A 24404-nucleotide genomic window follows, 5' to 3' on the forward strand; every position below is an offset into this window, starting at 1 on the left:
ACGGGTCTACGGCATCCTCCCGAAGTCGGCCACCACCCCGAAGTGATCGCTCGCCCACACACCGCCCACAGGCCGGTCGAACACACGGAAACACGCCTCCAGCAGCGCACCAGCACGTAGTCGATCCGCCGCCCGGTCTCCAGGGGCCAGTGGCCCCCGGTCACCAGCGGGTTCACCGGGCTGAACGTCGTCGCCCGGGCACGCCCACTCCCAGGCGTCCCGGTAGCAGACGCTCACGTCCCGCAGCGACTGCAGCCCTCGCCAGAAGCGCAGTCTCGCCGACTCGGGCGTGGCGTCGAAGTCCCCCGCCACCACGACCGGCAGGTCCCGCCCCGAGAGCACCCGCTCGGCGAGCCGGGCGGCGGCCAACGCCTGCAGCTCGCGTTCCCGCTCGTGGCCGAGCCGGAACGACGGCTTGTGGTTGACGAAGATCATCGGTACGGGTCCGCGGATCTCCACGACGCCCACCCACGCGGCGAACTCCGCCAGGTCGACCCGCCCCGTCACGGGCATCCTGGCGTGCCTCGGTCAGCGGCCGCCGGCTCGCGATCGACGCGCGGGTGCCGTCGGCCGCAGCTCGCGCAGCCCGGCGCCGCCAGCACCTCCCGGCGGGCGGGCCAGTCGCCGTGGCGGGCCCGGAGGTTCATGGTGAGCACGCGCATGCGTGATCACTGCCCCCGGGCCGGATCACGGGCGATAGGTGCCGAAGAACCAGATGTTGCCCTCCGGGTCCGCGGCGGCGTACTCGCGGGAGCCGTACGGCTGGTCCACCAGCTCCATGGTGATCCGGGCGCCGGCCTTCCTGGCACGGTCGTGGTGGGCGTCGGCGTCGTCGACCGCGATGTAGACGCCCGGGCCGCCCGGGCTGCCCAGGCCGAGCATGATGACGTCGTCGCCGACCAGGAGTTCGGCATGGCTGACCACGCCTTCGTCGTTCTTGGACAGCTCGCGCACCTCGAAGCCGAAGGCGCCGGTGAGGAAGTCGACCGCGGCCGCGCAGTCGTGGTAGCGGGCGAGTGCGTAAACCTTCATGGGCCCAGTGTCGGACGGCCGCCGGCCTGGGGTCTTGGAGAAATCTGACCGGGCGTGACCGCCGCCAGCGTGCGGAACTCGCGGTTCATGTGGGCCTGGTCGTAGAAGCCGCACGCGGCCGCCGCCTCGGCGATCGCGCTGCCCGAGCGCAGCAGCGCCGCCGCCCGGTGGAAGCGGATCACCCGCGCCGCCGCCTTCGGCGTCAGCCCGACCTGGTCACGGAAGCGGGACACCAGGTGGCGGTGGCTGCGCTCCAGCGACACGGCCAGCGACGCCACCGGGACCGCGCCGCCCGACTCCAGCAGCCGCGCCCACGCCCACCGCACCTCGGGATCGGGCTCGGGCCCGGCGGCGAACCGCTCGGTGAGCAGCCGCTCGGCCAGCGCCAGCCGTTCAGGCGCGGACGGCGCCGCGGCCAGCCGACCGGCCGCCTCCGCCGCCCACGGGCCGAGCAGCTCCTCCGCCGGCACCGCCAGGTTGACCAGGAGCCGCAGCGGCATCCCGAACAGCCGCCTGGCCCCGAACGGGGTCAGAGCGACCTCGACCCCCTCGGTCGGCCTGGTCATCCGGGTGAGCGTGAACCGGTCGGACGGCCCCGCCCCGAACGAGGTCAGCCGCTCGCCGTCCACCTCCATCGCCGCGGCGAACCCCAGGATCAGCACTCCGCCGGTGACCGCCGCCTCGGCCCGGGTCAACGGCTCGCCGTGGTCTTCGCGGTAGGCGGCCAGGCGGTGGACGTACGGCCGCAGGGCAGGACCGGGGGCCGACCCGGTCATGGTCAGCCCCCGCTCGCTCATGCTTTCGACTATAGGCCGAGCTGCCTGGCCATGAACGTGAGCGTGTCCGCCGACAGGTCGACGGTCCGGCTGATCGAGCGGGCGCCGTGGCCCACCTCGGTCTCGTTGCGCAGCAGGATCGGCCCGTCGCCGGCGGTGGCGTGCTGCAGCGCGGCGCACATCTTCCACGCGTGCAGCGGATGCACCCGCGTGTCGGACTGGAACACCGTGAACAGCGTCGCGGGGTAACGCACCCCCTCCTCGACGTGGTGGTAGGGCGAGTAGGAGCGCAGCCAGCCGAACTGCTCGGGATCGTCGGCCGAACCGTACTCGACGTTCCAGGTCGCGCCCAGCCCGAACTTCTCGTAACGGATCATGTCGAGCAGCGGCGCCGAGCACACCACGGCCCGGTAGAGGTCGGGGCGCTGGGTGAGCGCCGCGCCCACCAGCAGGCCGCCGTTGGAGCCGCCCGAGATGCCGAGCTGCCCGGCCGTGGTCACCCCGGTCTCGATGAGGTGCTCGGCCGCCGCGTGGAAGTCGTCGAACACGTTCTGCTTGTGGGCGAGCATGCCCGCCCGGTGCCAGTCCTCGCCCTCCTCGCCGCCGCCGCGCAGGTTGGCGATCGCGTACACGCCGCCCGCCTCGACCCAGCTCAGGATCGACGCCGAGTAGCCGGGGGTCATCGAGATGCCGAACCCGCCGTACCCGTAGAGGATCGTCGGGCGCGGGCCCTCGCCGGAGGCCGGCGAGATGATGAGCATGCGCACGTCGGTGCCGTCGCCGGAGCGGTAGACCACCTGCTCGGTGCGCACCTCCGGCACGTCCACCGCGCCCGGCGAGGCCGCCCAGAGCGTGGTCTCGCCCGTGCGCGCGTCATAGCGCTGGATGGTCGGCGGGGTGGTGTTGTCGGTGTAGCCGAACCACGCCTCGTGGCCGCCCTCCGGCCGCTCCGAGATGCCGCCGATGCTGCCCAGGCCGGGCGTCGGCACCTGGCCGATCCGCTCGCCCGTCGCCAGGTCGTGCACGGTGATCTCGCTGATCGCGTGGCGGGTCCAGCCCACCAGCATCACCGGGCTGTCGAGGTCGTCGAGGATCGCGAAGTCGGACAGCACCGCCTCCGGGTCCTGCGGGATCAGGTCGCGCCACGCCTCGAACTCCGGCCGGGACGGGTCGGTGACGCACACCCGGGCCCGGGGCGCGTCACGGTCGGTGTGGACGTACAGCCTGCCGTCGCGGCCGAACACCAGCCCGGTCTGCGCGTCGACGCCCTCCTGCACCACCCGCAGCTCCGGCCGGTCGGCGGGGGAGGCGGTCAGGTCGGCGACCCACAGGTCGTTGCGCGGGGCGGTGCCCTCGCTGGCCGAGATCTGCAGCCAGCGGCCGTCGCGCGACACCGACACGCCGTAGTAGTTGGTCATCTTCATGCCGTCACCGAAGATCATCACGTCGTCCTCGGTGGACGTGCCGACCCGGTGCAGATAGACGCGGCGGTGGAACTGACGCTCGTCCTCGGGCACTTCCGTGCTCGGCAGCCTGCGTACGTAGTAGAAAGCCTCGCCGCCCGGCAGCCACGCGATGGGCGAGTAGCGGCAGCGGTCGATCGGCCCCTCGATCCGCGTGCCCGTCGCCACGTCGATCACGTAGAGCACCGACTCCTCGTCGCCGCCCACCGAGATCTGGTAGGCCAGCAGCCGCCCTTCCTTGTCGGGCTGCACCGCGTCCAGCGTCGTCAGCCCCGACGGGTCGAGCGCCATCGGGTCGACCAGCGCCCGCTCGGTGCCGCCGGCCCCGTCGGGCTCCACCACGTAGTAGACCGCGTGCTCCTGCTCCGGCGTGCGGCGGCTGAAGAAGTAGCGGTCGCCGCGCCACGCGGGCGCGCCCACCGACCCCGACTTCAGCAGCTCGGCGATCCGCGACTTGAACCGCTGCGGCTCGCTCTCCCGCTTGAACAGCTCGGCCTGCGCGACCAGCCACCGCTCCGTCTCCGGGCTCTCGGAATCCTCCAGCCAGCGGTACGGGTCGGGAACGGTGATGCCGTGCAGGACGTCGGCGGTTTCCTCGCGTGGCGCCGCCGGATAGGACTCTCGCGTCATGCTCGAACCCTACGGCAAAGCACGAGGCCCGGAGGTTGGCGTAAAGGCCTGGTGATACGGGAATAAACCGTAACGTGCGTCCCTCTGGTCATTCCGGGCCGGACGTTAAGGGGTGGCGGGGACGCTGCGGTGAACGCCAGACTTGCTGACAGGACGGTGCCGTGGTGTCCATCCGCTGGGCCGTCCGGCGGAGGTCCACGTGATGGTTGTGCCGAAGCCCCAGGAGGGGCGAATAGCCGGGACATGCCACGGCATGTCTCCTTCGAATTGGGTGCGGCGGGGAGAGGCCCGATGATGCGCCAAGTCCTGCTGCTCAACGCCACCTACGAGCCCCTGACCACGCTTTCCCTGCACCGCGCCATCGTGCTCGTGCTGCGGGAGAAGGCCGACATCATCCACCGTGACGGCCGCGGAGCCGTGCTGCGCTCCACCAGCCGGACGCTCGACGTGCCGTCGGTCATCCGGCTCAGGAGATACGTCCGCATCCCGTACCGATCCCGTATCCCCCTGACCAGAGCCGCCCTCATGCGGCGCGACGACTACCGGTGCGCCTACTGCGGGCAGCGGGCCGAGACCATCGACCACGTCGTCCCCCGCTCCAGGGGCGGCGCCCACACGTGGGAGAACTGCGTCGCCTCGTGCTCGCCGTGCAACCACAGGAAGGCCGACAAGTACCTGGAGGAGCTGGGGTGGACCCTGAGTGTCGCCCCGTCCGTGCCACGGGGCGCTCACTGGCGGTTGATCGGCGCCTCGCTCGTCGGCGACCCCCAATGGGCGCCCTACCTTGAAGCGGCTGCCTGACCCGGGCCCGGCACCTCGTGCCGGGCCCGCGTGCCCTTCGGGCTACTCCCAGGTGCCGGGCCGGCTCGTGCTCTTCACCGAACCGGCAGGCTACGCCCGGGTGACTTTCCAGCCCTGACGGCGTTCCGGGCTACTCTGATGGCATGCCGCGTTACGACTACCGCTGCCGCGCCTGCGGCTCCACGTTCGAGGTGTCCCGGCCGATGTCGGCGTCCAGCGACCCGGCCGCCTGTCCGGAGGGCCACGACGACACGGTCAAACTGCTCTCCACCGTCGCCATGACCGGCTCCGCCGCCACCCCGCCCCCTGCCTCGGGCGGTGGCTGCTGCGGCGGCGGTTGCTGCGGCTAGCTCTCGGCGGATGCCGCCAGGTTTCCCCTCGGAGTCACGCGCAGGCCGGTGAAGACCGGCCAGCGCCGGTCGGCGCGGTCGCGAACGATCGACAGCGCGATGCCGCCGGTGTCGCCGGCGCGGTGGCGGCTCGGCGCGCTGAGCCGGACCGTTCCGTCGACCAGCGCGACGATCCTGCTTCCTCGCACCGTGAGCAGCACATGGTGGGCGGCACCGGGTGCGAGCGGCTGCTCGTCGAGGACGCGCCCCCCGCTCCGGCCGCGGATGAGCTGGGCCGTGTGGGCGGACAGCCGGATCGCCACCGGCGCCCGCCCGCCGACGCGGGCGTAAAGGCCGGCGGTGTTCGTGTTCGCGGCAAGCCGGGACACCCGCACGTCCACGGCGTAGTGGTCCCAGTCCGCCGAGCCGTAGGGGGCGTAGGCGGCGTATCTGAAGGTGTCGCGGCCCGCCGGCGAGCGCCTGCCGGTCAACGGGAAGTCGCCCGGCCCCACGGGTTCTCCACTGACGGACGTCCACCGCTCGTGGTCTTCCAGCGGCGTCCCGCGGGGCGGGATCTCGGTGCGCCGCACCACCTCGCGCATCAGGACGTCGGCCGTAGTGTCCGCCCGGACCTCCAGCCGCTCGTACTCCTGCGCCACCGAGGATCTGCGGCTGGGCGGCATCGGACGCGAGGCGTGGTTGCTCATCGCCAGCGCGAACGAGTCTTTGATCACACGGTCGGCGAAGGCGGACGCGTGCCGTTCCGCCTCTGGCGTGGGCGTTTCGGTGGAGATCCCCGCCCCGGGGCTGACCGAGAACCGCGCCTCGCGCGGCTCCATGCCATGGGCTCCCATGGCCGCGTCGCCGGAGTCGGAGAAAGGGTAGGAGAACAGGACCGGCCGGGGCAGCCCATGCTGGTGGAACGCGCGGAACATCGCCGCGAAATCGGCTCGGATGCGCGCTTGATAGCGGGCGAGGCTCTCCCACTCGCCGGCCGCGGCGGAGTAGACCCGGTTGGTCAGCGGCGATCCGATCCGCCCGCCGGGTCCGGTCACAATCCGGGCGTGCAGGTCGTGGGTGTGACTCTGGAAGTCCCACCGTCCCGATGCCGCCATCCGGGAGATCTCCTCCCAGGACAGGTAGTACGGACTGCGGCCTACCAGGCCGGTGATGAGGAACGCCGAGGCCCGCATGCCGTGACGGGCCAGGATCGCGTCGCCGTGGATCCACAGGCCGCGTGCCCCGTCGTCGAACGTGATCACGACCGAACGTCGAGGCACCGGCCCGCCTCGCGCGTACGCGGCCAGCTCCGCCGCCGACAGCGTGTCGTATCCCGCCGCGCGCAAGGCGCTCATGTGCGACTCGAACTGCCGCGGCGTCACCGTGTACGGGCCGCCGTCGCCGGGACGGATGTCGTGGTAGGTGAGGACGACCGGCGCGGCGCGGTCAGGCAGGCCGGCGGTCAGGCCGCGCCAGCCGGCCACCGCGTCGGCCGGGAGCGGGACAGGGCTGGTGGTCTCCTGTTCGGCGACCGACCTCAGATGCTCGTGCAGCCGCCATGACAGCACGAAGGGGCGCGGCCAAAGCAGCCAGCGCCAAGAGCGTGAGGCTCCCCCTGACCACCCGCACGGCGGCGCCGCGTCCGGTCACAGGCTCTGCCATGGCGACCACCCACCTCGGCTGAGCACGAACACGTACAGTGCGCCGATCGCCATGGCGAGCATCACCCCGGCGACGGCGCCGAGCAGCCGCTTCACGAGGCGCCCCGGAACCAGATCCTGCGCCGGATCGTCACGGCGGCATACGGCAGCAGCCACGACAGCAGCACCGAGGACAGCAGGCTCATCACCAGCCGATAACGCCAGCGCGATGAGCCGCCCTCACCGAACTTGAACGCCAGGCCCCAGAAGCATCCCTTGATCACCACTCCGGACAGATACAGCGAGGTCAGCAGCCACATGCCGTTGAGCGGCTCCCACACCAGGTGGCGGAGCACGAGCACCGGCGCGGCGAGCACCCACAGCACATGCCCGTAATACAGGGCGGCGGCCCCCGCCCCGCGCCTCCAGATGAACGTGCCGGTGAAGAAGAGGCTGCGGATGAAGCTCTTCTTCCATCGGATCTGCTGGCGCAGGAACGGCCGGAACCGTGCGGGCACCGTGGTCCAGACACAGGCCGAGCGGACGTACGACGTGCGCCAGGCGAGCTCGGGGTAGTCGACGTCACGCACGAACGGCGAATCGGCGTGTCGCCGCTTCAACGCGCGCCCACGGTATCGCTGGCCGAGGACGTATCCGGTGAGCTGCCTGTCGGTGGCGAACCGGAACTCCGCGCCGAGGAAACGGTCCTCGGCCCAGGCGGGAAGGTAGTTGTAGATCGCGTCCCGGCGGAAGACCGCCAGCGGCCCGGAGACGCAGACGACCGCGCCGAAGACCGACTCGGCCGCCTTGATCACCCGGAACTGGCCCTCGTACCACACGTCCTGCGCACGCGAGAGCATGCTCTGATCGGCGTTGAGCGCGCGCGTGTGCCCACTGACCGCGCCCAGTTCAGGGTGCCGGACGAGCGCCGTGACGCAGCGGGACAGGGCGTCCGCGGCCAGCACGCAGTCGGAGTCGGTGAAGGCGACCACGTCGCCGGTGGCACGTTCCATGCCGCGGACGAGCGCCCGTTTCTTGCCTACGTTCTCCTCCAGGAAGAGGACCTCGATGGGCAACCGGCGGGCGAGATCCCGCAGGACGTCCGGCGTGCCGTCGGTGGAGGCGTCGTCCACCACGATGACCTGCACACCCTCGGCGTCTCCCGCCACCATGGACCGTACGCACGCCTCGATGCCCGACTCCTCGTTGCGCACCGCGACCAGGAAACTGACGGTGGGCTGAGCCGGCAGCGGGACGAACAGGTCTGTGTCGCGACCGCGGCGCTGCGCGTGTGGCGGATGCACGGCCGGGTCGGCGTACCTGGTGTAGGCGAGATAGAAGATCACGATCGTGGAGGTGAGCACCAGGCAGCCGTAGCCGAGCAGGAGCGGAGCCTGGAGCAGGGACGGGATGGCGCGGCCGAGAAGCAGGAGCAGCGGGAACAGCAGCACCAGCGTCGCCACCCGCCGGATGCCGTGCTGGATGCCGGGGTCCAGGCGGCGCAGCCGCTCACGGACCCCTTCCATACGCGGCGGGCCGGTCCGGGATCTTCGAGGGCAGGGTGTGTCGGAAGCGGTGACAGCAGGCGAGACAACTGATGGAGAGCGCACGATATCCCCGGTGCTGAGCGCGAACAAGCATCGCCACTTGATCGAGAAGCACCCTAACCAGCTTCGCCCAGGCCGGAGGGGGATCGACACCGTGATTTTGTAGAAGACTGGGCCCCGCGAACATCCCCAAGGGTGGGCGGCGTGCCTGGTGGGATGGGCGCGCCGCCCGTGGGGAGGTCAGGCGGCCCTGGTGCGCTTGCGGCGCTGGAACGGCAGGAAGCGGTCGGCCAGGTGGGGGCGGGACGGGGTGAGGGTGGGCTCGACGGCGAGGATGCGGTCGAAGCGGAAGGCGCGGATCGCGCGGCGCATCCGGCACACTCCCACGAGATACCAGAAGTCGCGGTGGACCAGGCAGGTCACCGGCTCGACCTCGCGGCTGGTGACGGTGCCGGCGGCGTCGCGGTAGTGGAGGCGGACCATCATGCGGCCGGTGATGGCGTCGGCGATGAGCCGGGCCCGCGCGGCCACCTCGGCGGGCAGCGGCTCGACGAGGGTGTCGAGGGTGGCGGCGATGACGTCGTCGTCGAGGTCGAGATGATCGAGGGCGTGCTGCAGGCCGCGCCGGGCGGTGACGGCTTGCGGGCCCGACCCCAGGTGAGCCAGGGACAGAGCGAGGGCGGCGATCTCGGCGGTCGTCAGCGGTTGCGTCTGGGGCTTCACGACTTCAGCCATACCCCAAGCATAGGTAAAGCCACTGACATTTTCGAAAGTGTGTACGGCAGGCGACAGGAGTGTCGCCTGCCGTACAGGGTCACTTGGACAGCTGCGACAGGTCGCGCGAGGCGCCGGTGGAGGCCGAGGTCGTCATGGCCGCGTACGCCTGCAGCGCCGCGCTCACCGGCCGGTCGCGGTCGCGCGGCCGGAACCCGCCCAGCTCGGCCAGCAGCCGCTCGCGGCGGGCCGCCAGCTCGGCCTCGGGGACGTGCAGCTCCAGCTTGCGGGCGGGGATGTCGATCTCGACGATGTCGCCGTCCTCGACGAGCGCGATCGTGCCGCCCTCGGCCGCCTCGGGGGAGGCGTGGCCGATCGACAGCCCGGACGTGCCGCCGGAGAAGCGCCCGTCGGTGATCAGCGCGCACGCCTTGCCCAGGCCCTTGCCCTTGAGGAACGAGGTCGGGTAGAGCATCTCCTGCATGCCGGGGCCGCCCTTGGGGCCTTCGTAGCGGACGATCACCACGTCGCCCTCCTTGACCCGGTCGTTGAGGATGCCCTCGACCGCCTGCTCCTGCGACTCGAACACGACGGCCGGCCCGGTGAACTTCCAGATCGACTCGTCGACGCCGGCGGTCTTCACCACGGCGCCGTCGCGGGAGATGTTGCCGTAGAGCACGGCGAGGCCGCCGTCGGCGGTGTAGGCGTGCTCTAGGTCGCGCACGCACCCGTCGGCGCGGTCGAGGTCGAGGGAGTCCCACCGGTTGTCCTGCGAGTAGGGCTTGACGGTGCGGACGTTGCCGGGCGCGGCGTGCCACAGCTCCGTCGCCTCGGGCCTGACCGAGGGCGACATCGGGTCCCAGGCGGCCAGCAGGTCGCCGAGCGTGCCGCCGTTGACCGTCGGGACGTCGCGGTGGAGCAGCCCGGCCCGGTCGAGCTCGCCCAGGATGGCGGGGATGCCGCCGGCCCGGTGGACGTCCTCGACGTGGTACTTGCTGGTCGCCGGGGCGACCTTGCACAGGCACGGCACCCGCAGGGAGATCTCGTTGATCTCCTTGAGCCCGAAGTCGACCTCGGCCTCGCGGGCCGCGGCCAGGATGTGGAGGATCGTGTTGGTGGATCCGCCCATGGCGACGTCGAGCGTCATCGCGTTCTCGAACGCCTCGCGGGTGGCGATCGAGCGCGGCAGCACCGACTCGTCGCCCTCCTCGTAGTAGCGCCGGGTGATCTCGACGAGCGTGCGGCCGGCCTCCTCGAAGAGGTCCTTGCGCGCCTTGTGGGTGGCCAGGATCGTGCCGTTGCCGGGCAGCGCCAGGCCGATGGCCTCGGCCAGGCAGTTCATGGAGTTGGCGGTGAACATGCCGGAGCACGAGCCGCAGGTCGGGCAGGCGCTCTCCTCCATCTCCAGCAGCTCGGCGTCGGTGACGGAGTCGTCGGCGGAGGCGATCATCGGGTCGATCAGATCGAGCTTGCGGCCGGGCGTCTTGCCGGCCTCCATCGGACCGCCGGAGACGAAGACCGTCGGGATGTTGAGCCGGAACGCGGCCAGCAGCATGCCCGGGGTGATCTTGTCGCAGTTGGAGACGCAGATCATCGCGTCGGCGCAGTGGGCGTTGACCATGTACTCGACGGCGTCGGCGATGAGCTCGCGCGACGGCAGCGAGTAGAGCATGCCGCCGTGGCCCATGGCGATGCCGTCGTCGACCGCGATCGTGTTGAACTCGCGGGGGATGGCACCCGCCTCGCGGATCGCCCCGGACACCACGTCGCCGACGTCGCGCAGGTGGACGTGGCCGGGCACGAACTGGGTGAAGCTGTTGGCCACCGCGATGATCGGCTTGCCGAAGTCGCTCCCGGCTACGCCGGTCGCCCGGAGCAGGGCCCGGGCACCGACCATGTTCCTGCCGTGGGTGACGGTACGAGACCTGAGGGCGGGCATGGAGCTTCTCCCATCGTCGAGCGTCCATCCATGGTACGGCCAGCCGCCCGGTAACTGAGACGGATGTCCACGACCCGATACGGCGTCAGGCGGGGACGCGGATCGCGGCGAGCTGGGTCGCCTGCGCCACCAGGCGGTCCCGCGAGTCCCACACCATGGCCGTCTCGTCCATCCTCCCGCCGCCCACCTCGGTGACCGACAGGCGTACCTTGACCGGGCCGGGGGCCGGCAGGCGCAGCACGTGCGCGGTGAGCTGGATCGTCGGCGCCCAGCCCGGCAGGCCCAGGTCGTAGGAGGCCGGGGGCACCGGGTCGAGGGCCAGCAGCAGGCTGAGCGGGTCCCACGCGGCGCCGTCCTTGAGCCGCTGCCAGGTGTCGAGCCGCCCGCGCAGGGACGGCTCGCCGAACACGAAACCCACCTGCTCGGGGTGGAGCCGCAGCTCCAGCACGTCCATCAGCGGCACCGGGAAGGCGTTGCCGGGCACCTCTCTCGGCGCCAGGAAGCAGGACTCCTCCGGGGGCATCTCGACCGCCGGCGCCGACGTCCAGCGCGGATCGGCGTCGTCCAGCAGGCCGAGCGTCACCAGCGCGGCCACCCGCGGCCTGCCCTGCTGCGCGAGCTCCGCCCTGACCTGGGTCACGGTCCTCCCGGCGCGCAGCACCTCGACCAGGACCTCGGCCGGCCCCGGCTCCGGCGGCTCGGCGAACGACGCGCTCACGGCGGTCACGTGCGGGTGCCCGGGGCCCGCCGCGCTTTCGAGCGCCGCCCTGGCCAGCACCGCCATCAGGTAGCCGCCGTGCAGCTTGTCGCCGACGCTCCACGTCGCGTCCAGCCTGGCCTCGTACGTGCCCTGGCCGGTGGTCTTGACCGCCGTCGCCTCGTCGAATCGCGTCATGTGCTCCCCTTCGCAGAGGATCAGATTGACATCGTTAACCTAACGGCGTCAACCTAGGTAGGTGACGGAGAAACGGGTCCGCGCCCGGCGCGGCGACGGCGCGCTGCTGCGCGAGGAGCTCCTGCGCGCGGCCGAGGAACTGCTGGACGAGACCGGCACCGAGGAGGCGCTCACCGTCCGCGCGGTCGCCGCCCGCGCGGGAGTCTCCACGCCCTCGGTCTACCTGCACTTCGCCGACAAGGAGGAACTGCTGGAGGCGGTGTGCCTGCGGGTGTGGGACGAGCTCGGCAGGCTCGTGGCCGAGTGCCGGGACCCCGACCCGTTTCTACGGCTGGGCCGGTGCGGCCGGGCCTACATCCGTTTCGCGCTGGACCACCCGGTGCAGTACCGGGTGCTGATGATGACCCCATCGGCGGGCGAGGGGGTGCCGCCCGCCGCGCAGGCGTGCTTCGGCTACATGGTCGACGCCGTGCGCGCGTGCGTCGAGGCGGGGGTGATGCGCGGCGAGCCCGAACGGCTCGCCCTGGCCCTGTGGTCGGCGGCGCACGGCTGCGCCGCGCTGCTCATCGCGCAGCCGTCGTTCCCCTGGCCGGACCGGGACGCGATGATCGACCTGATCGTCCGGATCAGCGGGTTCGGCGCCGCGCTCGGCCCGCGCATGGCGGGCGCCCTGCCGCCCAGCCGGGAGCTCGCCGCCGCGCTGGACGCCTTCGAGGCCCGCCTCGGTGATCAGCTCCCGGAGCGGCCCTGACTCCTGCCGGTCGCCCACTGGTGCAGGGCCTCCCTGGAGCCGGCCATGTCCAGGTTGGCCGCCGCCTCGATCAGCCCCAGATGGGTGAAGGCCTGCGGGTAGTTGCCCAGCGCCGTGCCGTCGGGCGCCATCTCCTCCGAGAACAGGCCGAGCGGCCCCGCTTCGGCGCAGAGCCGGTGGAACAGCTCGCCGGCCTGCTCGACCCGTCCCGCCAGCACCAGCGCGGAGACCAGCTCGAAGGAGCAGAGCAGGAACGCGCAGCGGCCCGCCGCCAGCGGTGCGCCGGCGCGCTCTCGTCACCGAGCAGCCCGGCCAGCCGCACGCCCCGGTCCAGGCACACCCACGTCATCACCTTGGAGCCGACGTAGTGGCGGAGCGGGCCGCGGATCTCCCAGACGCCGTGATCCGGCTCCCGCCAGAGCGTGCTCACCGTGTCGACGTACCGGCGCAGCAGGGCCGCGAGCCCGCGTACCCCTCCAGATGGTCGAGGACGACCTCCGCCCCCTCCTGCTCGCCCCTGATGCCGGCCATGGGACGCAGCCGGCCCGAGCCGCTCACGCACTCGTGCAGCAGAAAGCGCATGTAGCGCACGCCCTCGTCGGCGTGGCCGAGCCGGAACAGGGCGAGCACCGTCAGCGCCGCGTCGCGGTGCCAGGTGTAGCGGTAGTCCCAGTTGCGCTCGCCGCCGATCGTCTCCGGCAGCGAGGTGGTGGGCGCCGCCACCAGCGCCCCCGACTCGTCGTACATCAGCCCGCGCAGCACCAGCGCGCTGCGCCGGACGTGCGCCCGCCCGGTCCCGATGTCGTCGCCCCGGCTCGACCACGTCTCCCACGCGGTACGGGTCGCGCGCAGCAGTTCGTCGGCCCTGCGGACGCCGACGGCACGCCGTGGCGCGTCCGCGTACCCGAGCACGACGGCGAACCCCTCACCGGGCCCCAGCGACGTCTCGATCCCGAGGACGGAGCCGGAGCGGAGCAGCGGCCGGTCGGCGGCGGCCCACAGCCGGGGCTCCTCGTGCAGCCACGTCCCGTCGCCATCCGGCCGCCACCGGGCCGTCTCCCGGGCGTAGCCGGGCCGGGCGTCGATCCCGATCCGGACGTCGGCGGTCCCGCCGGTAGCCCGCACCACGCGGACGAGCCGGTGCCGGGCGGCGAGCGGGCCGGCCGGGTCGCCGTCGTCGGCGACGGCCAGGAAGTCCGTCACCGTCACGGCCGCGTCGCCGGTGCGGTGGACGCTCTCCAGCACCAGGGTGTCGCCGAGACAGCGGCGCTCCGGCGCTCCCGCGTCCGCCACCTCGATGCCGAGGGCGCCGCCGCGGTCGCGGTCGAGCAGGCGCGCGAACACAGCTCTCGCCGTCGAAGGCCGGCACGCAGAACCACTCGACCGTCCCGTCCGGGGCGACCAGCGCGGCGGTGTGGGTGTCCGACAGGAACGCGTATCCGTCGATCGGAGGGAAGCGTGCGCTCAAGCCGGTTCCCGCAGCTGCGGCAGCACCTTCTGGCCGAAGGCGTCGATGAAACCGCGCTGCTCCTGGCCCACGTGGTGCAGGAAGAGCGTGTCGAAGCCGAGGTCGGCGTACTCGGCGAGCCAGCCGGCATGGCGTTCGAGGTCGGCGGAGACCAGCACGGCCCGCCGCACGTCGTCGGGCCTGACGGTGGCGGAGGCCTGCTCGTACTCCTCCGGCGTCGACAGGTTCCAGGGCACCTCGCCGCCGAGCACGCCCGTGCGCCACTGCTCGTGCGCGATCCGCAGCGCGGTCTGCTCGTCCTCGGCCCACGACAGGTGGACCTGCAGGTAGACCGGCTTGCCCGCGCCGCCTCCCTCGCGGAACGCCTCGACGACCCGGCGCAGCTGCGGCACGTCCTGGTTGACGGTGATGAGCCCGTCGGCCCACGAGCCGGCCCACCGGGCGGTCTCGGCGCTGACGGCGGCGCCGATCAGCGGGGGCGGGGTCTCGGGCAGGGTGTAGAGCTGAGCGCGGTCCACCGTGACGAGCCCGCGGTGCGACACGCACTCCCCGGCGAACAGCGCCCGCATGACGTCGACGCACTCCCGCAGCCGCGCCTTGCGCTCCGGCTTGGCCGGCCACCTGTCGCCGGTGATGTGCTCGTTGAGCGCCTGGCCGCTGCCCAGCGCCATCCAGAACCGGCCGGGGAACATCTCGCAGAGCGTGGCGGCCTTCTGTGCGGCCACCGCGGGGTGGTAACGCTGACCGGGCGCGGTGACGACGCCGAACGGCAGGCCGGTGCCGGCCAGCGCGGCTCCCAGCCAGGACCAGGCGTAGCCGGAGTGGCCCTGGGCGTGGCTCCAGGGCGCGAAGTGGTCGGAGCACATCGCGGTGGTGAAACCCGCCTCCTCGGCCCGGCGCACCGCCTCCAGCAGGGCGCTCGGCGCGAGCTGTTCGTGCGAGGCGTGGAAACCGAGTCTGGCCATGGGGAGACACTCCTTCTGCGGGTCCGGACGGTCATCAGGGGCGGCACGCGCCGCCCCGGTGTTCCGGTTTCCGCTTCCCCGCCGGGGCCCGCTTATGTGGGCGCGACGCGTACGGGGACGTATCCGCGAGAAGGAAGGCCGCCGCGGAGAGGCACAGGTGTGCCCGTGAGGCCTCTCCGCCTGCCCGTCAGCCCTCGCCGTAGCGCGGGGGCAGCACCTGGGCCGCGATCTCGTAGATCTTGTCGATCTCCGTGTCGGTGAGCGCGCGCTCCCGCTTGGTGATCCACCGGCGGGCCCGGACGCCCTCGTAGACGTCCACGCCCTTGATCGTCATGATCTTCCAGGGCACCGGCGGGCCATAGATCGCCAGCGACGGCACCACCGACACCTGGTGGCCGTAGGCCTTGCTGATCAGCTCGGCGGCCCGGGTCGCCTCGCCCCTGGCCTCGACGAGGCGGTCCTTCTTGTCGAAGGGGCCGTGGAAGAGCTTCTTGCCCATCTGCACCCGTACGGGAAGCCGCTTGTCCCACTTCTCCGAGTCGACCGCGTACACGCCCGTCGGCCCGACGACCAGGTGGTCGATCTGCGCTTCGGTGCCGGGGATGGCGCGGGCGTGGAGGGTGCGGTAGCCGCGGCGCTCAAGCTGGCGCAGCTGCGCCTCGGTGCGGCGCTCGGCCACCGAGGAGCGCCGCCAGGCCGGCACCGTCGAGTTGGAACGCGCGCGGTAGATCGCCTCGCCGATGGCGGCGAGCACGCCCGCGGTCACGCCCACCCGCCAGTCCATGACCAGGAGACCTACGGCGACGCCGACGGCGAGGGCCAGCAGCGCGCGGTTGCGCATGCGGCGGAAGCGCGGCTGCTGGAGCAGCTCGCGCATGGAGGCCCGCTCGACCGGCGCATAGGTGGTGGTGGGCGCCGCAGGTTTGGCGGTCTGCTCGTTTTCCGGTCTGTCGCTCACCCAGATCGGGGACGTGTTGTGACCGTCTTCACGCTGAGGGTCGGAGTCCACGTGATTCACCGTAGCCCGGGGTTCTGATGCATTCCTAGTGCTGCCTTGTCCATAGTTTTATGGCCCGGCTCACCGTGTCCTACGCCCGGTTTCCGGGTACTTATTACGTTCCTCTCTAGAGAGGTAGGGAGAGCCCGAGGCGATCCTAGCCCTGCCGGAGGGTGTGGCGATCATGTTGACCGGGTCTTGGCCATCTCCTGTCGAGACTCTCGTGCCTGGGTCTGGCCGGACCGGCGGACCGGGATTACGTTCGTGATGTGAACAGCGCGCTGGAGATCCTGCTCTTCCTCATCGGGGTGTCGCTGGGACTGTTCGTGCTGATCAGCCTGCTCGTGCTGATGCCGGGGCGCGGTGCCGCGCGCAAGGCGGAGGCCGGGCCGGTGTGGATCGGCGGCCCCGGCCGCGGCGACCGCGGCGTGAGCACGTCGGGGCTCGTGCTGGTCGACCGGCCGCCGCAGTGGGCGCCGCCGGGAGAGGCCGACTGGGTCGCGGCGGCGGAGACCGCCGAGCCCGGCATGCGGGTCGGTGGCGCGTCGGCGGGATGGTGATCGGGATGCGAACTCTCTCCGCGGCCCAGGCCGACGACGTCCGGCAGGCCCTGCGGGCCGCGGAGCGGCGCTGCGCCCTGCGCTTCGCGCTCTTCCTCGGCTCGCCCGTCGGCGGCCGGCGCCACTTCGCCGAGCGGCTGCACGCCGCGCTCGACGAGGAGGCGGACGACGCCGTCGTGATCATGGTCGACGTACGGGGCCGCGCCCTGGAGATCGTCACCGGCGAGCACGCCAGGCGCCGGCTCTCCGACGCGTCGTGCCGGCTGACGGCGATGTCCATGGCCACCGCGTTCAGCGCGGGCGACCTGGTGGGCGGCCTGCTGTACGGGATCGGCGCCCTGGCCGAGCAGGCCGGCGCCCGCCGCTAGCCGTCGATCAGCGCGGCGATGTGCTCGCTCACGCCCCTGAGCAGCGTGGACGGCTCGATCGGCGCCGCGGCGACGGCGGCGAAGAACGACGGCAGGCCCGGCAGCGGGAAACCGTCGTCGCGGGCCGCGGCCGCGCCCACCGGGCTCTTGCCGAGCGTGCTCCGGCTGCGCTCCCACGCGTCGAGCACCTCCTCCGGCGACGGCACGCCGAAGCCGTGGCCCACCGGCGCCGCGTGGCGCAGGCGTACCAGCGGGGTCTCCGCGAACGCGAGCGCGACGCGGGCGCGCTCCTGAAGGCCGGCGCGCGGCTCGGGAGCGATCCAATCCATCGCCGTGCAGGGGTTGCGGCAGGTGGCCACGCACACCGCGAGCGCGCCCGCCACCTGGCTGTGCTGCCGGTCGAAGTACGCGCGCCAGCCCTCGGACGGCTCTCCCGCCACCCGCAGCGTCCGGTTGGTGGCCGACTGCTCCGCCTTGGTGTGGTCGCAGTCGCGGTCGCCGATCACGCCGAACCGGCTGCCGGTCGCGCTCAGGCCCTCCGGCCAGCGGGCGGGGTCGCCCGCGTGGCCCAGGTGCGGCTCGAACGCCAGCAGCGGCAGGTATTCGGCGGCGATGTGCACCGCGGCGATCATCGGGCTCAGCTCGCGGCGGTGCCAGCGGATCGCGATGACCTCCAGCAGCAGGCCGTAGGCGGGGCGCAGCGACTCCAGCGCCCCGCGCGGCTGCTCGCGCGGGGTCTGCGGCATGTGGCACGCCCGGGCCTGCCGCCTGAGCGACGAGGGCACCGCCTTGGTGTCGACGGCGAAGTCCTCGGCGTCGAGCGACAGCAACCGCTGCCCGAACTCGCAGGCCTCCGCGATCCGGGGGTCGGGCGACAGCGCCCCGAGGTCGGCGAACGCGTAGCGGCGCGCCAGCGCCACGAAAAGATCACGAGTCGTCTCCACCGGATCACCCTACTCAGACCGGACACCGGCGGGTCCCTCGGCGAGGAATCCCCGGGTTAGGGTGGGGCGATGTCTGTCGCGCGGCGCGGGGTCCTGCTGGGCGCGGCGGCGTACGTGCTGTGGGGGCTGTCCGCCCTCTACTGGCCGCTGGTGGAGCCCACCGGGCCGGTGGAGATCCTGGCGCTGCGGGTGCTGTGGTCGCCGGTCGCGATCGGCCTGCTGGTGCTCGCTCTCGGCAGGCGCCGCAAGGTGGCGGCGATCCTGCGCAGGCCCCGCGACGTGGCCCTGCTGAGCGTCGCCAGCGTGCTGACCTCGGTCAACTGGGCGCTGTTCATCTGGGCGACCATGAACGGCCACGTCGTCGACGCCTCGCTCGGCTACTTCATCACCCCTCTGGTCAGCATCGCCTTCGGGGTGGTGCTGTTCAGGGAGCGGCTGCGCCCCGCACAGTGGGCGGCGATCGGCCTCGCGGCCGTCACCGTGGTGGTGCTCACGATCGAGTACGGGGGGCCGCCGTGGATCGCGCTGGGCCTGGCCGTGACGTTCGGCACCTACGGGCTGATCAAGAAGAGGGTGGCCGTCGGCGCCGTGGAGGGGCTGATGGTGGAGACCGCCGTGCTGTTCCCGTTCGCGCTGGCGTACACGGTGGTGCTGCAGGCGAGCGGGCAGGCGACGTTCGGGCACGTGTCGGCCGCCAACACGCTGCTGGGCGTCGGGTCGGGGTTCGTGATGATCGTGCCGATGCTGCTGTTCAGCGCCGCGGCCACCAAGATCCCGCTGAGCGTGACCGGCATGCTGCAGTACATCGAGCCGATCGTGCAGTTCCTCGTCGGGCTGCTGGTCTTCCGTGAGCCGATGCCGGCGACCCGGTGGCTCGCGTTCGCGGTGCTGTGGGCGGCGCTCGCGCTGCTGGCGGCCGACGGCCTCAGGCGACGGGCTCGGGAGAGCGCGGATCGTCGAGCTCCACCGCGATCCGCTCGATCATCTCGAACTGCCGCATCAGCCGTTCGAGATCAGGAGGAGACACGGTGAACGTGTCGTACACCGCCTCGCCCCCGGCCGTGTAGCTCAGCTCGTGGCCGCAGGCGTCGTCCCACAGGCCGCTGATCACCCGCAACGCCGGCGACAGCCGGTCGGCGTGGATGCGCCGCACCTTCACGCCCGCCTCGGCCTGCTCGCGGGCCAGCGCGTCGAGGGCGTCGCTCCACTCGCGGTAGATGAACACCCGCCTGATCACCACGCCCCGGGCCAGCGCGTCGGCCTGCGCCCGCCAGTATTCGCGGCCGACCGGCTCCAGCCACCACTCCAGGTCGACGGAGGGCACGCTGGTGACGCAGATCTGCCGCTTCGCCTGCCGGATGAGCCGCAGGAACACCCCGTTGTCGCCATAAGGGGCGCGGAAGTGGCCGCGCTCCAGGTCGGCGAGCGTGCGCAGGCACTCCTCGAAGGCGTCGCGGCAGGCGTCGTCGGCGGGCGTGCCCTTGTACTGGCGCTCGACGTGCTTGGCGGCGCGCAGCATCGGCTCCATGAGGTCGGGCAGCCAGGGGATCTTCTCGATCGTGGACACCATGGCGCCGACCCGGGTCTCGTGGTCGACCCGGCGCCGCTCCCGCAGCAGCGTCTGGACCTGGAGGGTGATGACGCCGCCGAGGAGGCCGGCCACGGTGCCGAGGGCCTGCGCGGTGTCCTCACGCACGTAGAAGATCACCGCCAGCAGGACCGAGAGGACCGTGCCGATGATCAGGACCGGATCGACGATGACCGACTTCTGCTTGGCGGGCCTCTTCACCAAGGGCTCCAGGGGGTGAGCGACGGTGGTCAGACGCGACGATAGCCGATCTTGACCGCTGTCACCCGGACCGTCAAGGACAGGGTGTCGTGATGCACTGGATGTCGCCGGTCGGCTTGGCCGTGGGCTCCTGGGTCGGCTCGTGCGGGTCCGGCTCGGACGGCTCGTCGGTCGGCTCGCCGGTGGGGTCGGGCTCCGGCTCGGTGGTCGGGTCGGGGGAGGGGGTCGTCGGCGGGTCCGTCGGGGAGGGGGACACCGTGGGGGTGCCGGTCGGGCTGGGCCTGCCGGTGACGGCCGGCGGCGGGACCCGCGTCGGCCTGCCGTCGGACGCCTGGTTGCCCGCCTCGGTCGGCCGCCCGGTCGCCGTCGCCGAGGTGTGCGGCTCGGACGAGCTCGCGGGCGGGAGGACGGGGTTCTGCTGGGCGGTCTCGGCCGGGCGCATCCACACCATGGCCGCGACGCCCGCGGTGACCAGCATCGCGAGCACCGTCGCGAGCATGGCGGACATCGCGCGCCTGCGCCGCGGCGCGGGCGCGGCGCCCGGCGAGGTCATGGCCGTGCGGGCGGCCCGCGCCATGTCCTCGGCGGAGGCGTAGCGCCGGTCGGGCGCCTTCTCCAGCGCCCTGGCCACCACCTCGCGCGGCCCGCGCGGCACCTCGGGCGGCAGCGGCGGGACGGGCGCGTGCAGGTGTTTGTAGATGATCTGGACCGGGGTGTCGCCCTCGTAGGGCAGGCGGCCGGTCAGGCACTCGTAGGCCACCACGCCGAGCGCGTAGACGTCGACCGCCGGGGTGATCTCGCTGGAGGTCGCCATCTCGGGCGCGCAGTAGCCGGCCGAGCAGAGCATCGACCCGGTGGCGGTGAGCTGGGCGGCCGACGCCGAGTGGGCGATGCCGAAGTCGGTCAGCGCCACCGAGCCGTCGGCCCGCACGACGAGGTTGGCGGGTTTGACGTCGCGGTGCACGATGCCCTGCGCGTGAGCCGTGGCCAGCGCGTCGCCCACCTCGGCGACCAGTCGCATGGTGGCCACCGGGTCGAGCGCGGCCCGGCGCAGGTGCTTGTCGAGCGACTCGCCCTCGACGAACTCCATCACCAGGAACGTCACCTGGCGGCCGCCGACCTCGCAGCTCCCGTAGTCGTAGACGTCGACCACGCCCGGATGGCGCAGCGTGGCCATGGCCCTGGCTTCGTTCTGGAACCGCTGGAGGAAGGCGGCGTCCTCGCTCAGCGCGGGCATGAGCACCTTGACGGCGACCGTGCGGCCGAGCACCGTGTCGGTGGCACGCCACACCTCGCCCATGCCGCCACCGCCGACCCGCTCGGTCAGCAGGTAGCGGTCGTTCAGCGTGGTTCCGGCACCCAGCACGTCATCCACGCTAACACCGGCTCGGAGGTGCCCGCGCTCGGAACGATCCGGTCGTCACACCACCGTTTCCCGAGGCAGGAGCGGTCCTGCCACGGGTCGTCGGCTCAGGTCGTGAAAACGGGGGACAGACCGGGCCAGTGCGCCGCCGTGCAGACCACCGGGGGACGGTCGAGCGGGGCGGGCAGCACGACCTCCCGGCCGCCGCGCAGCGGGCGGCCGGTCCAGACGTCCACCCAGTCGCCCCCGGGCAGGTAGACCGGCATCTCCGAGACATCGGGATCGGTCACCGGGGCGACCAGCAGCGCGTCGCCCAGCTTGAACTGCAGCGGATACCGCCAGACGGCCGGGTCGTCCGGGTGGTCGAAGAACAGCCCGCGCATCAGCGGCGGCCCGTCCAGCGCCCGCCCGGCCTGCTCGGCCAGATAGGGCACCAGCCGTTCGCGCAGCTCGGCGAGCCGCCTGAAGACCGGGACCACCCGCTCGTCGCCGGTCCGCTCCGCGACGTTCCACGGCGTGCGGTCCCGGAGCGGCTCGCGGTGGTGGTTGAACTCGGAGTGGTACTGCATGATCGGCATGAACGCGGCCGCGCCCGCCGCCCGTAGATACAGCTCCGCGCCCGGCACGTCACCGGAGAACCCGGCCAGATCCCAGCCCCAGTACACGACCCCGCAGGCCGAGGCGGTGATCCCGGCCCTGATCGAGGCCCGGAACGCCTCCCAGGTCGAGTCCTCGTCCCCCGCCCAGTAGGCGCCGTGCGGCTGCGAACCCGCGAACCCGGCCCGGCTGAACGTCACCGGCGCCTTCCCGTGCCGCCGCAGCAGGTCACCGAACGCGCGCGCGTAGTGGACGGGGAACAGGTTGTTGCCGTCCGCGCCCCGGCGGCCGTCGGCGTAGCGCAGGTCGTGGCCCCACGCGTGCTCGCCGCCGTCGGTCTTGAACCCGTCGACGCCGACCTCCGCCACCAGGTAGGCGCGCTTGGCCGTCCACCAGTCGCGCACCTCACGCGACGACAGGTCCGGCATCAGCGCCAGCGGGAACCACCAGCCCCGGTTCCGGTACGGCCGGCCGTCGGCCTCCTTGACCCCGTAGCCGCGCTCCACGAGCTGACGGGCGTCCACGGCGGCCTGGTGCCTCGGGTGCGGGCGCGTCTTCTGCAGCGGGATCTGCCAGAGCAGCACCTTGATCCCGCGCTGGTGCAGCTCGTCCACCATGCCCTTGGGGTCCGGCCACGGGCCGTCCGCCGGGAAGGTGTAGTCGGCCAGCCGGTGCGGCTCCTCGGACGGTTCGTACTCCGCGCCTCGGAAGGCGGTGAACGTGGTCTCGTCGCTCCACGCCTCGATCACCACCGCGCCGACCGGGACGCCGTGCTCGCGGTGCCGGTCCATCTCGGCCATTACCCTGGCCTGGGTGTTCCACTCGTTGCCGCTGGCCCACAGCCTGAACACCCACGCGGGCAGCTCCTCAGCCCTCCCCACGTCGTCCAGGAACCGCCGCAGCACGCCGGCCGGCGTCCCCTCGTCGTACAGGTCGACCGCCACCTCGCCGTCCGGCCCCACCTCGGCCTCGACCGCGATCCGGTCGCTCTCGGACGCGCCGACGTCGTACCAGGTCCTGCGCGAGGTGTCGATCCGGAACCCCCAGGCCGCCCCGGCGTCCACCACCAGGGCGAACGGCATCGGCAGATACGTCCTGCCGTGCGCGCCCTGGCTCTTGTACTGCTCGAACACGACCGCGTCGAGCGTGCGCCCGCGCTGGTCCACCGCGTCGAACCGCTCCCCGAACCCGACCACGTGCGCCTCCCGGCCGAGCTCCAGCGCGAACCGGACCCGCAGCGGCCCGTCCCCGTCGGCCAGCCACCGCACGCTCCCCGGCACCACCCGGTCCCTCCCGCGCACGACCAGCTTCCCGCCGCCGCCGGACCACCGCGCCGCCGTCACGTGGAACCACCTGCCGGTACGGATCCCGCCCCGCCCGTCGGCGGCCCGGAACCGGTAGGAGTACCGGCGGCCCGCTTCCAGCGCGGGAGTCCTGACGGCCCACGCACCGGCGGCGGCCCTCGTCGCCCGCGCCTGCGCCGCCGCCAGATGCCCGCCGTCCCCGACGGACGCCTCCGCCCCGGGGGACCCGGCTCGGGTGAGCGGGAGCTCCACGGGCGGGCCGCCGTCCGTCACCCACTCGCACACCACCGACGTCACCCCCGGCGCCGCCCGGACGCGCAGCTCCACCGGCTCGCCGTCCAGGGGCCGCGCCGGGACGCGCTGGTCCTCGGTCTCGGCGTACGGGTGCCCGGACCCGAAGGGGTGGTGCCGGATCATGCCCCCACCTCCAGCTCGTCCGCGAGGATCAGGTACATGCCGTGCGACCAGAGCAGCGGCGTCGCCACCGGCCCCCAGCGGTCCAGCCACTCCTGCCGCCGTCCGGGATCGAGCAGCAGGTCGGACACCTGCTCCGGCAGGTCGCCCGCGGGGGTGGCCTGCGCCTCCATCCACCGCAGATACCGCCGCGCCTCCCCGGGCCGCCCGGCCCGCGCGTGGTTCCAGCCGAGGAACCCGGCCAGCAGCACCCACCGGCCGCCGCCGTAGAAGGTGTCGTCCAGGTAGCGGTACACCCCGCCGTCCCTGGCGAGCCGCCGCTCCACCTCGGCCACGGTGCCCGCGCCCACCGGGTCGTCGGCCCCGTACAGCCCGAACGGCGTCACGCACGCCAGCAGACTGGCGTCCACGGCGTCCGTGCCGAGCCACTTGGTGAGATGCGGGCGACCCTCCACCGGCCGGGTGACGCCTTCGGCGGCGACCAGGGCGGCGATGCCCGCCACCGCACCCTCGGCCGCCTCCGTCTCCGGCCGGCTCAGCACGCCCAGGCCGATCGCCGCGCGCAGGCCCGCGTGCACCGAGCCCAGGGTGGCGACGTGCCGCCGGTCGAGGTGCTCCTCCCACCAGTCGTAACAGGGCAGGTGCCAGAACGCCGTCAGGTAGCGGGCCGCCGCCCGCACCCCCTTGTCGGTCCCCGCCACCGTCCGCCCGTGCCTGCGCGCGTGCTCCAGCAGCGCCCACAGCCACGTCCCGTACCCGTCGAGCTGGAAGTCCCACCACTCCTCGGTCCCGTCAGCCCCCTCCAGCGTGAACCGGGTCGGCAGCATCTCCGCCGGCGAGACGGTCTCACCCCGGGCGGCGCGGGAGACCAGGGCGTCCACCTGCCCGGCCCGGTCGCCCACCACGCGGGCGCACCACGCGTGGAAGGCGTCCGCGCCGGACGCGTCCCCGTGCCTGCTCACCCCTTCGGCGATGAACGCGCCGTCGCGCAGCCAGGAGTAGCCCCGGTAGGCGGAGAAGGTGGGCGAGGCCGGGTAGGCCCCGGTGGGAGCCTGCAGCCGGCGGATGAGGTCGAGGCTGTGCGACACGAGCGTCACGGGATCTGTCTCCTGGATGTT

Annotated in this window: 23 protein-coding genes and 1 pseudogene; 6 read left to right on the top strand and 18 right to left on the bottom strand. The window is 72.7% G+C overall.

What is annotated here, in order from left to right; genetic code table 11:
• Nucleotides 1–6 precede the first annotated feature (6 nt).
• The 4 genes from ACZ6YG_RS38110 to ACZ6YG_RS38125 form a co-directional block, all read right to left on the bottom strand.
• Nucleotides 7–507, bottom strand: a complete 501-nt coding sequence (locus ACZ6YG_RS38110; protein ID WP_466020656.1) for an endonuclease/exonuclease/phosphatase family protein — start codon at nucleotides 505–507, stop codon at nucleotides 7–9.
• 180 nt (nucleotides 508–687) lie between these two features.
• The gene (locus tag ACZ6YG_RS38115) at nucleotides 688–1032 is read right to left on the bottom strand and encodes a VOC family protein (RefSeq protein WP_466020657.1); all 345 of its coding nucleotides are present in this window, start codon (nucleotides 1030–1032) and stop codon (nucleotides 688–690) included.
• Nucleotides 1029–1829: a helix-turn-helix domain-containing protein gene (locus ACZ6YG_RS38120; RefSeq protein WP_466020658.1), complete on the bottom strand. Its 801-nt coding sequence runs from the start codon at nucleotides 1827–1829 to the stop codon at nucleotides 1029–1031. The genes ACZ6YG_RS38115 and ACZ6YG_RS38120 overlap by 4 nt, the downstream gene beginning before the upstream one ends.
• Before the next feature lie 8 nt (nucleotides 1830–1837).
• Nucleotides 1838–3901 carry a prolyl oligopeptidase family serine peptidase gene (locus ACZ6YG_RS38125; RefSeq protein WP_466020659.1) on the bottom strand — a complete coding sequence of 688 codons (2064 nt, stop codon included), beginning with the start codon at nucleotides 3899–3901 and terminating at the stop codon, nucleotides 1838–1840.
• Nucleotides 3902–4195: 294 nt separating this feature from the next.
• Between ACZ6YG_RS38125 and ACZ6YG_RS38130 the strand changes: the two genes are divergently transcribed.
• Complete coding sequence (locus ACZ6YG_RS38130; RefSeq protein WP_148034362.1) at nucleotides 4196–4702, top strand: HNH endonuclease; 507 nt, start codon at nucleotides 4196–4198, stop codon at nucleotides 4700–4702.
• Nucleotides 4703–4845: 143 nt separating this feature from the next.
• Entirely contained in the window at nucleotides 4846–5052 is a 207-nt protein-coding gene (locus tag ACZ6YG_RS38135) for an FmdB family zinc ribbon protein (RefSeq protein WP_148029916.1), read from the top strand.
• Here the strand turns inward: ACZ6YG_RS38135 and ACZ6YG_RS38140 are convergent.
• From ACZ6YG_RS38140 to ACZ6YG_RS38160, 5 genes are all read right to left on the bottom strand, one after another.
• On the bottom strand, nucleotides 5049–6599 hold the full coding sequence (locus tag ACZ6YG_RS38140) for a polysaccharide deacetylase family protein (protein ID WP_466020660.1): 1551 nt from the start codon (nucleotides 6597–6599) through the stop codon (nucleotides 5049–5051). The genes ACZ6YG_RS38135 and ACZ6YG_RS38140 overlap by 4 nt on opposite strands.
• Nucleotides 6600–6784: 185 nt before the next feature.
• Nucleotides 6785–8197, bottom strand: coding sequence for a glycosyltransferase family 2 protein (locus ACZ6YG_RS38145; protein ID WP_466020661.1), 1413 nt, complete (start codon nucleotides 8195–8197; stop codon nucleotides 6785–6787).
• Nucleotides 8198–8458: 261 nt separating this feature from the next.
• The gene (locus ACZ6YG_RS38150; protein ID WP_148029918.1) at nucleotides 8459–8953 is read right to left on the bottom strand and encodes a helix-turn-helix transcriptional regulator; all 495 of its coding nucleotides are present in this window, start codon (nucleotides 8951–8953) and stop codon (nucleotides 8459–8461) included.
• Nucleotides 8954–9032: 79 nt separating this feature from the next.
• Entirely contained in the window at nucleotides 9033–10871 is a 1839-nt protein-coding gene (gene ilvD / locus ACZ6YG_RS38155) for a dihydroxy-acid dehydratase (protein ID WP_364237221.1), read from the bottom strand.
• Between the two features lie 85 nt (nucleotides 10872–10956).
• Complete coding sequence (locus tag ACZ6YG_RS38160) at nucleotides 10957–11766, bottom strand: thioesterase family protein (protein ID WP_219547036.1); 810 nt, start codon at nucleotides 11764–11766, stop codon at nucleotides 10957–10959.
• 61 nt (nucleotides 11767–11827) lie between these two features.
• Here ACZ6YG_RS38160 and ACZ6YG_RS38165 point away from each other — a divergent pair, with 61 nt between their 5' ends.
• Complete coding sequence (locus tag ACZ6YG_RS38165; protein WP_466020662.1) at nucleotides 11828–12517, top strand: TetR/AcrR family transcriptional regulator; 690 nt, start codon at nucleotides 11828–11830, stop codon at nucleotides 12515–12517.
• Here ACZ6YG_RS38165 and ACZ6YG_RS38170 read toward each other — a convergent pair.
• From ACZ6YG_RS38170 to ACZ6YG_RS38185, 4 genes and pseudogenes are all read right to left on the bottom strand, one after another.
• Nucleotides 12496–12735 (bottom strand): glycoside hydrolase family 15 protein, encoded by a 240-nt coding sequence (locus ACZ6YG_RS38170; protein ID WP_466020684.1) that lies wholly within the window; start codon nucleotides 12733–12735, stop codon nucleotides 12496–12498. The two genes, ACZ6YG_RS38165 and ACZ6YG_RS38170, sit on opposite strands and share 22 nt — an antisense overlap.
• A gap of 98 nt (nucleotides 12736–12833) precedes the next feature.
• Nucleotides 12834–13264 (bottom strand): annotated as a pseudogene (locus ACZ6YG_RS38175) (glycoside hydrolase family 15 protein); the annotation flags it as partial.
• A 717-nt stretch (nucleotides 13265–13981) separates the two neighbouring features.
• The gene (locus ACZ6YG_RS38180; RefSeq protein WP_466020663.1) at nucleotides 13982–14950 is read right to left on the bottom strand and encodes a TIGR03885 family FMN-dependent LLM class oxidoreductase; all 969 of its coding nucleotides are present in this window, start codon (nucleotides 14948–14950) and stop codon (nucleotides 13982–13984) included.
• 187 nt (nucleotides 14951–15137) lie between these two features.
• On the bottom strand, nucleotides 15138–15959 hold the full coding sequence (locus tag ACZ6YG_RS38185) for a nuclease-related domain-containing protein (protein ID WP_148029924.1): 822 nt from the start codon (nucleotides 15957–15959) through the stop codon (nucleotides 15138–15140).
• A 257-nt stretch (nucleotides 15960–16216) separates the two neighbouring features.
• Here ACZ6YG_RS38185 and ACZ6YG_RS38190 point away from each other — a divergent pair, with 257 nt between their 5' ends.
• Together ACZ6YG_RS38190 and ACZ6YG_RS38195 are read left to right on the top strand one after the other, a co-directional pair.
• Nucleotides 16217–16507, top strand: coding sequence for a hypothetical protein (locus ACZ6YG_RS38190; RefSeq protein ID WP_148029925.1), 291 nt, complete (start codon nucleotides 16217–16219; stop codon nucleotides 16505–16507).
• 5 nt (nucleotides 16508–16512) lie between these two features.
• Nucleotides 16513–16875 (top strand): DUF5130 family protein, encoded by a 363-nt coding sequence (locus ACZ6YG_RS38195; protein WP_466020664.1) that lies wholly within the window; start codon nucleotides 16513–16515, stop codon nucleotides 16873–16875.
• On the opposite strand, the gene ACZ6YG_RS38200 is transcribed toward ACZ6YG_RS38195, so the two are convergent.
• A complete protein-coding gene (locus ACZ6YG_RS38200; protein WP_148029927.1) occupies nucleotides 16872–17819 on the bottom strand; it encodes a hypothetical protein in 948 nt (315 codons plus the stop codon). The genes ACZ6YG_RS38195 and ACZ6YG_RS38200 overlap by 4 nt on opposite strands.
• A gap of 69 nt (nucleotides 17820–17888) precedes the next feature.
• Here ACZ6YG_RS38200 and rarD point away from each other — a divergent pair, with 69 nt between their 5' ends.
• The gene (gene rarD / locus ACZ6YG_RS38205; protein WP_148029928.1) at nucleotides 17889–18851 is read left to right on the top strand and encodes an EamA family transporter RarD; all 963 of its coding nucleotides are present in this window, start codon (nucleotides 17889–17891) and stop codon (nucleotides 18849–18851) included.
• Here the strand turns inward: rarD and ACZ6YG_RS38210 are convergent.
• The 4 genes from ACZ6YG_RS38210 to ACZ6YG_RS38225 form a co-directional block, all read right to left on the bottom strand.
• On the bottom strand, nucleotides 18745–19608 hold the full coding sequence (locus ACZ6YG_RS38210) for a hypothetical protein (RefSeq protein WP_364237206.1): 864 nt from the start codon (nucleotides 19606–19608) through the stop codon (nucleotides 18745–18747). The two genes, rarD and ACZ6YG_RS38210, sit on opposite strands and share 107 nt — an antisense overlap.
• Before the next feature lie 73 nt (nucleotides 19609–19681).
• Nucleotides 19682–20974 carry a serine/threonine-protein kinase gene (locus ACZ6YG_RS38215; protein ID WP_466020665.1) on the bottom strand — a complete coding sequence of 431 codons (1293 nt, stop codon included), beginning with the start codon at nucleotides 20972–20974 and terminating at the stop codon, nucleotides 19682–19684.
• Nucleotides 20975–21078: 104 nt separating this feature from the next.
• Nucleotides 21079–23289 (bottom strand): glycoside hydrolase family 31 protein, encoded by a 2211-nt coding sequence (locus ACZ6YG_RS38220; RefSeq protein ID WP_466020666.1) that lies wholly within the window; start codon nucleotides 23287–23289, stop codon nucleotides 21079–21081.
• Nucleotides 23286–24383 (bottom strand): glycoside hydrolase family 15 protein, encoded by a 1098-nt coding sequence (locus tag ACZ6YG_RS38225; protein ID WP_364237198.1) that lies wholly within the window; start codon nucleotides 24381–24383, stop codon nucleotides 23286–23288. The genes ACZ6YG_RS38220 and ACZ6YG_RS38225 overlap by 4 nt, the downstream gene beginning before the upstream one ends.
• Between the last annotated feature and the right edge of the window lie 21 nt (nucleotides 24384–24404).

The sequence above is a fragment of the Nonomuraea sp. NPDC054003 genome, from assembly GCF_055585125.1.

Coding starts and splice junctions, on each gene's coding strand:
- ACZ6YG_RS38115 (WP_466020657.1), bottom strand. CDS start 1,032: ATGAAGGTTTACGCACTCGCCCGCTACCACGACTGCGCGGCCGCGGTC.
- ACZ6YG_RS38120 (WP_466020658.1), bottom strand. CDS start 1,829: ATGAGCGAGCGGGGGCTGACCATGACCGGGTCGGCCCCCGGTCCTGCC.
- ACZ6YG_RS38125 (WP_466020659.1), bottom strand. CDS start 3,901: ATGACGCGAGAGTCCTATCCGGCGGCGCCACGCGAGGAAACCGCCGAC.
- ACZ6YG_RS38130 (WP_148034362.1), top strand. CDS start 4,196: ATGCGCCAAGTCCTGCTGCTCAACGCCACCTACGAGCCCCTGACCACG.
- ACZ6YG_RS38135 (WP_148029916.1), top strand. CDS start 4,846: ATGCCGCGTTACGACTACCGCTGCCGCGCCTGCGGCTCCACGTTCGAG.
- ACZ6YG_RS38145 (WP_466020661.1), bottom strand. CDS start 8,197: ATGGAAGGGGTCCGTGAGCGGCTGCGCCGCCTGGACCCCGGCATCCAG.
- ACZ6YG_RS38150 (WP_148029918.1), bottom strand. CDS start 8,953: ATGGCTGAAGTCGTGAAGCCCCAGACGCAACCGCTGACGACCGCCGAG.
- ilvD (WP_364237221.1), bottom strand. CDS start 10,871: ATGCCCGCCCTCAGGTCTCGTACCGTCACCCACGGCAGGAACATGGTC.
- ACZ6YG_RS38160 (WP_219547036.1), bottom strand. CDS start 11,766: ATGACGCGATTCGACGAGGCGACGGCGGTCAAGACCACCGGCCAGGGC.
- ACZ6YG_RS38180 (WP_466020663.1), bottom strand. CDS start 14,950: ATGGCCAGACTCGGTTTCCACGCCTCGCACGAACAGCTCGCGCCGAGC.
- ACZ6YG_RS38195 (WP_466020664.1), top strand. CDS start 16,513: ATGCGAACTCTCTCCGCGGCCCAGGCCGACGACGTCCGGCAGGCCCTG.
- rarD (WP_148029928.1), top strand. CDS start 17,889: ATGTCTGTCGCGCGGCGCGGGGTCCTGCTGGGCGCGGCGGCGTACGTG.
- ACZ6YG_RS38220 (WP_466020666.1), bottom strand. CDS start 23,289: ATGATCCGGCACCACCCCTTCGGGTCCGGGCACCCGTACGCCGAGACC.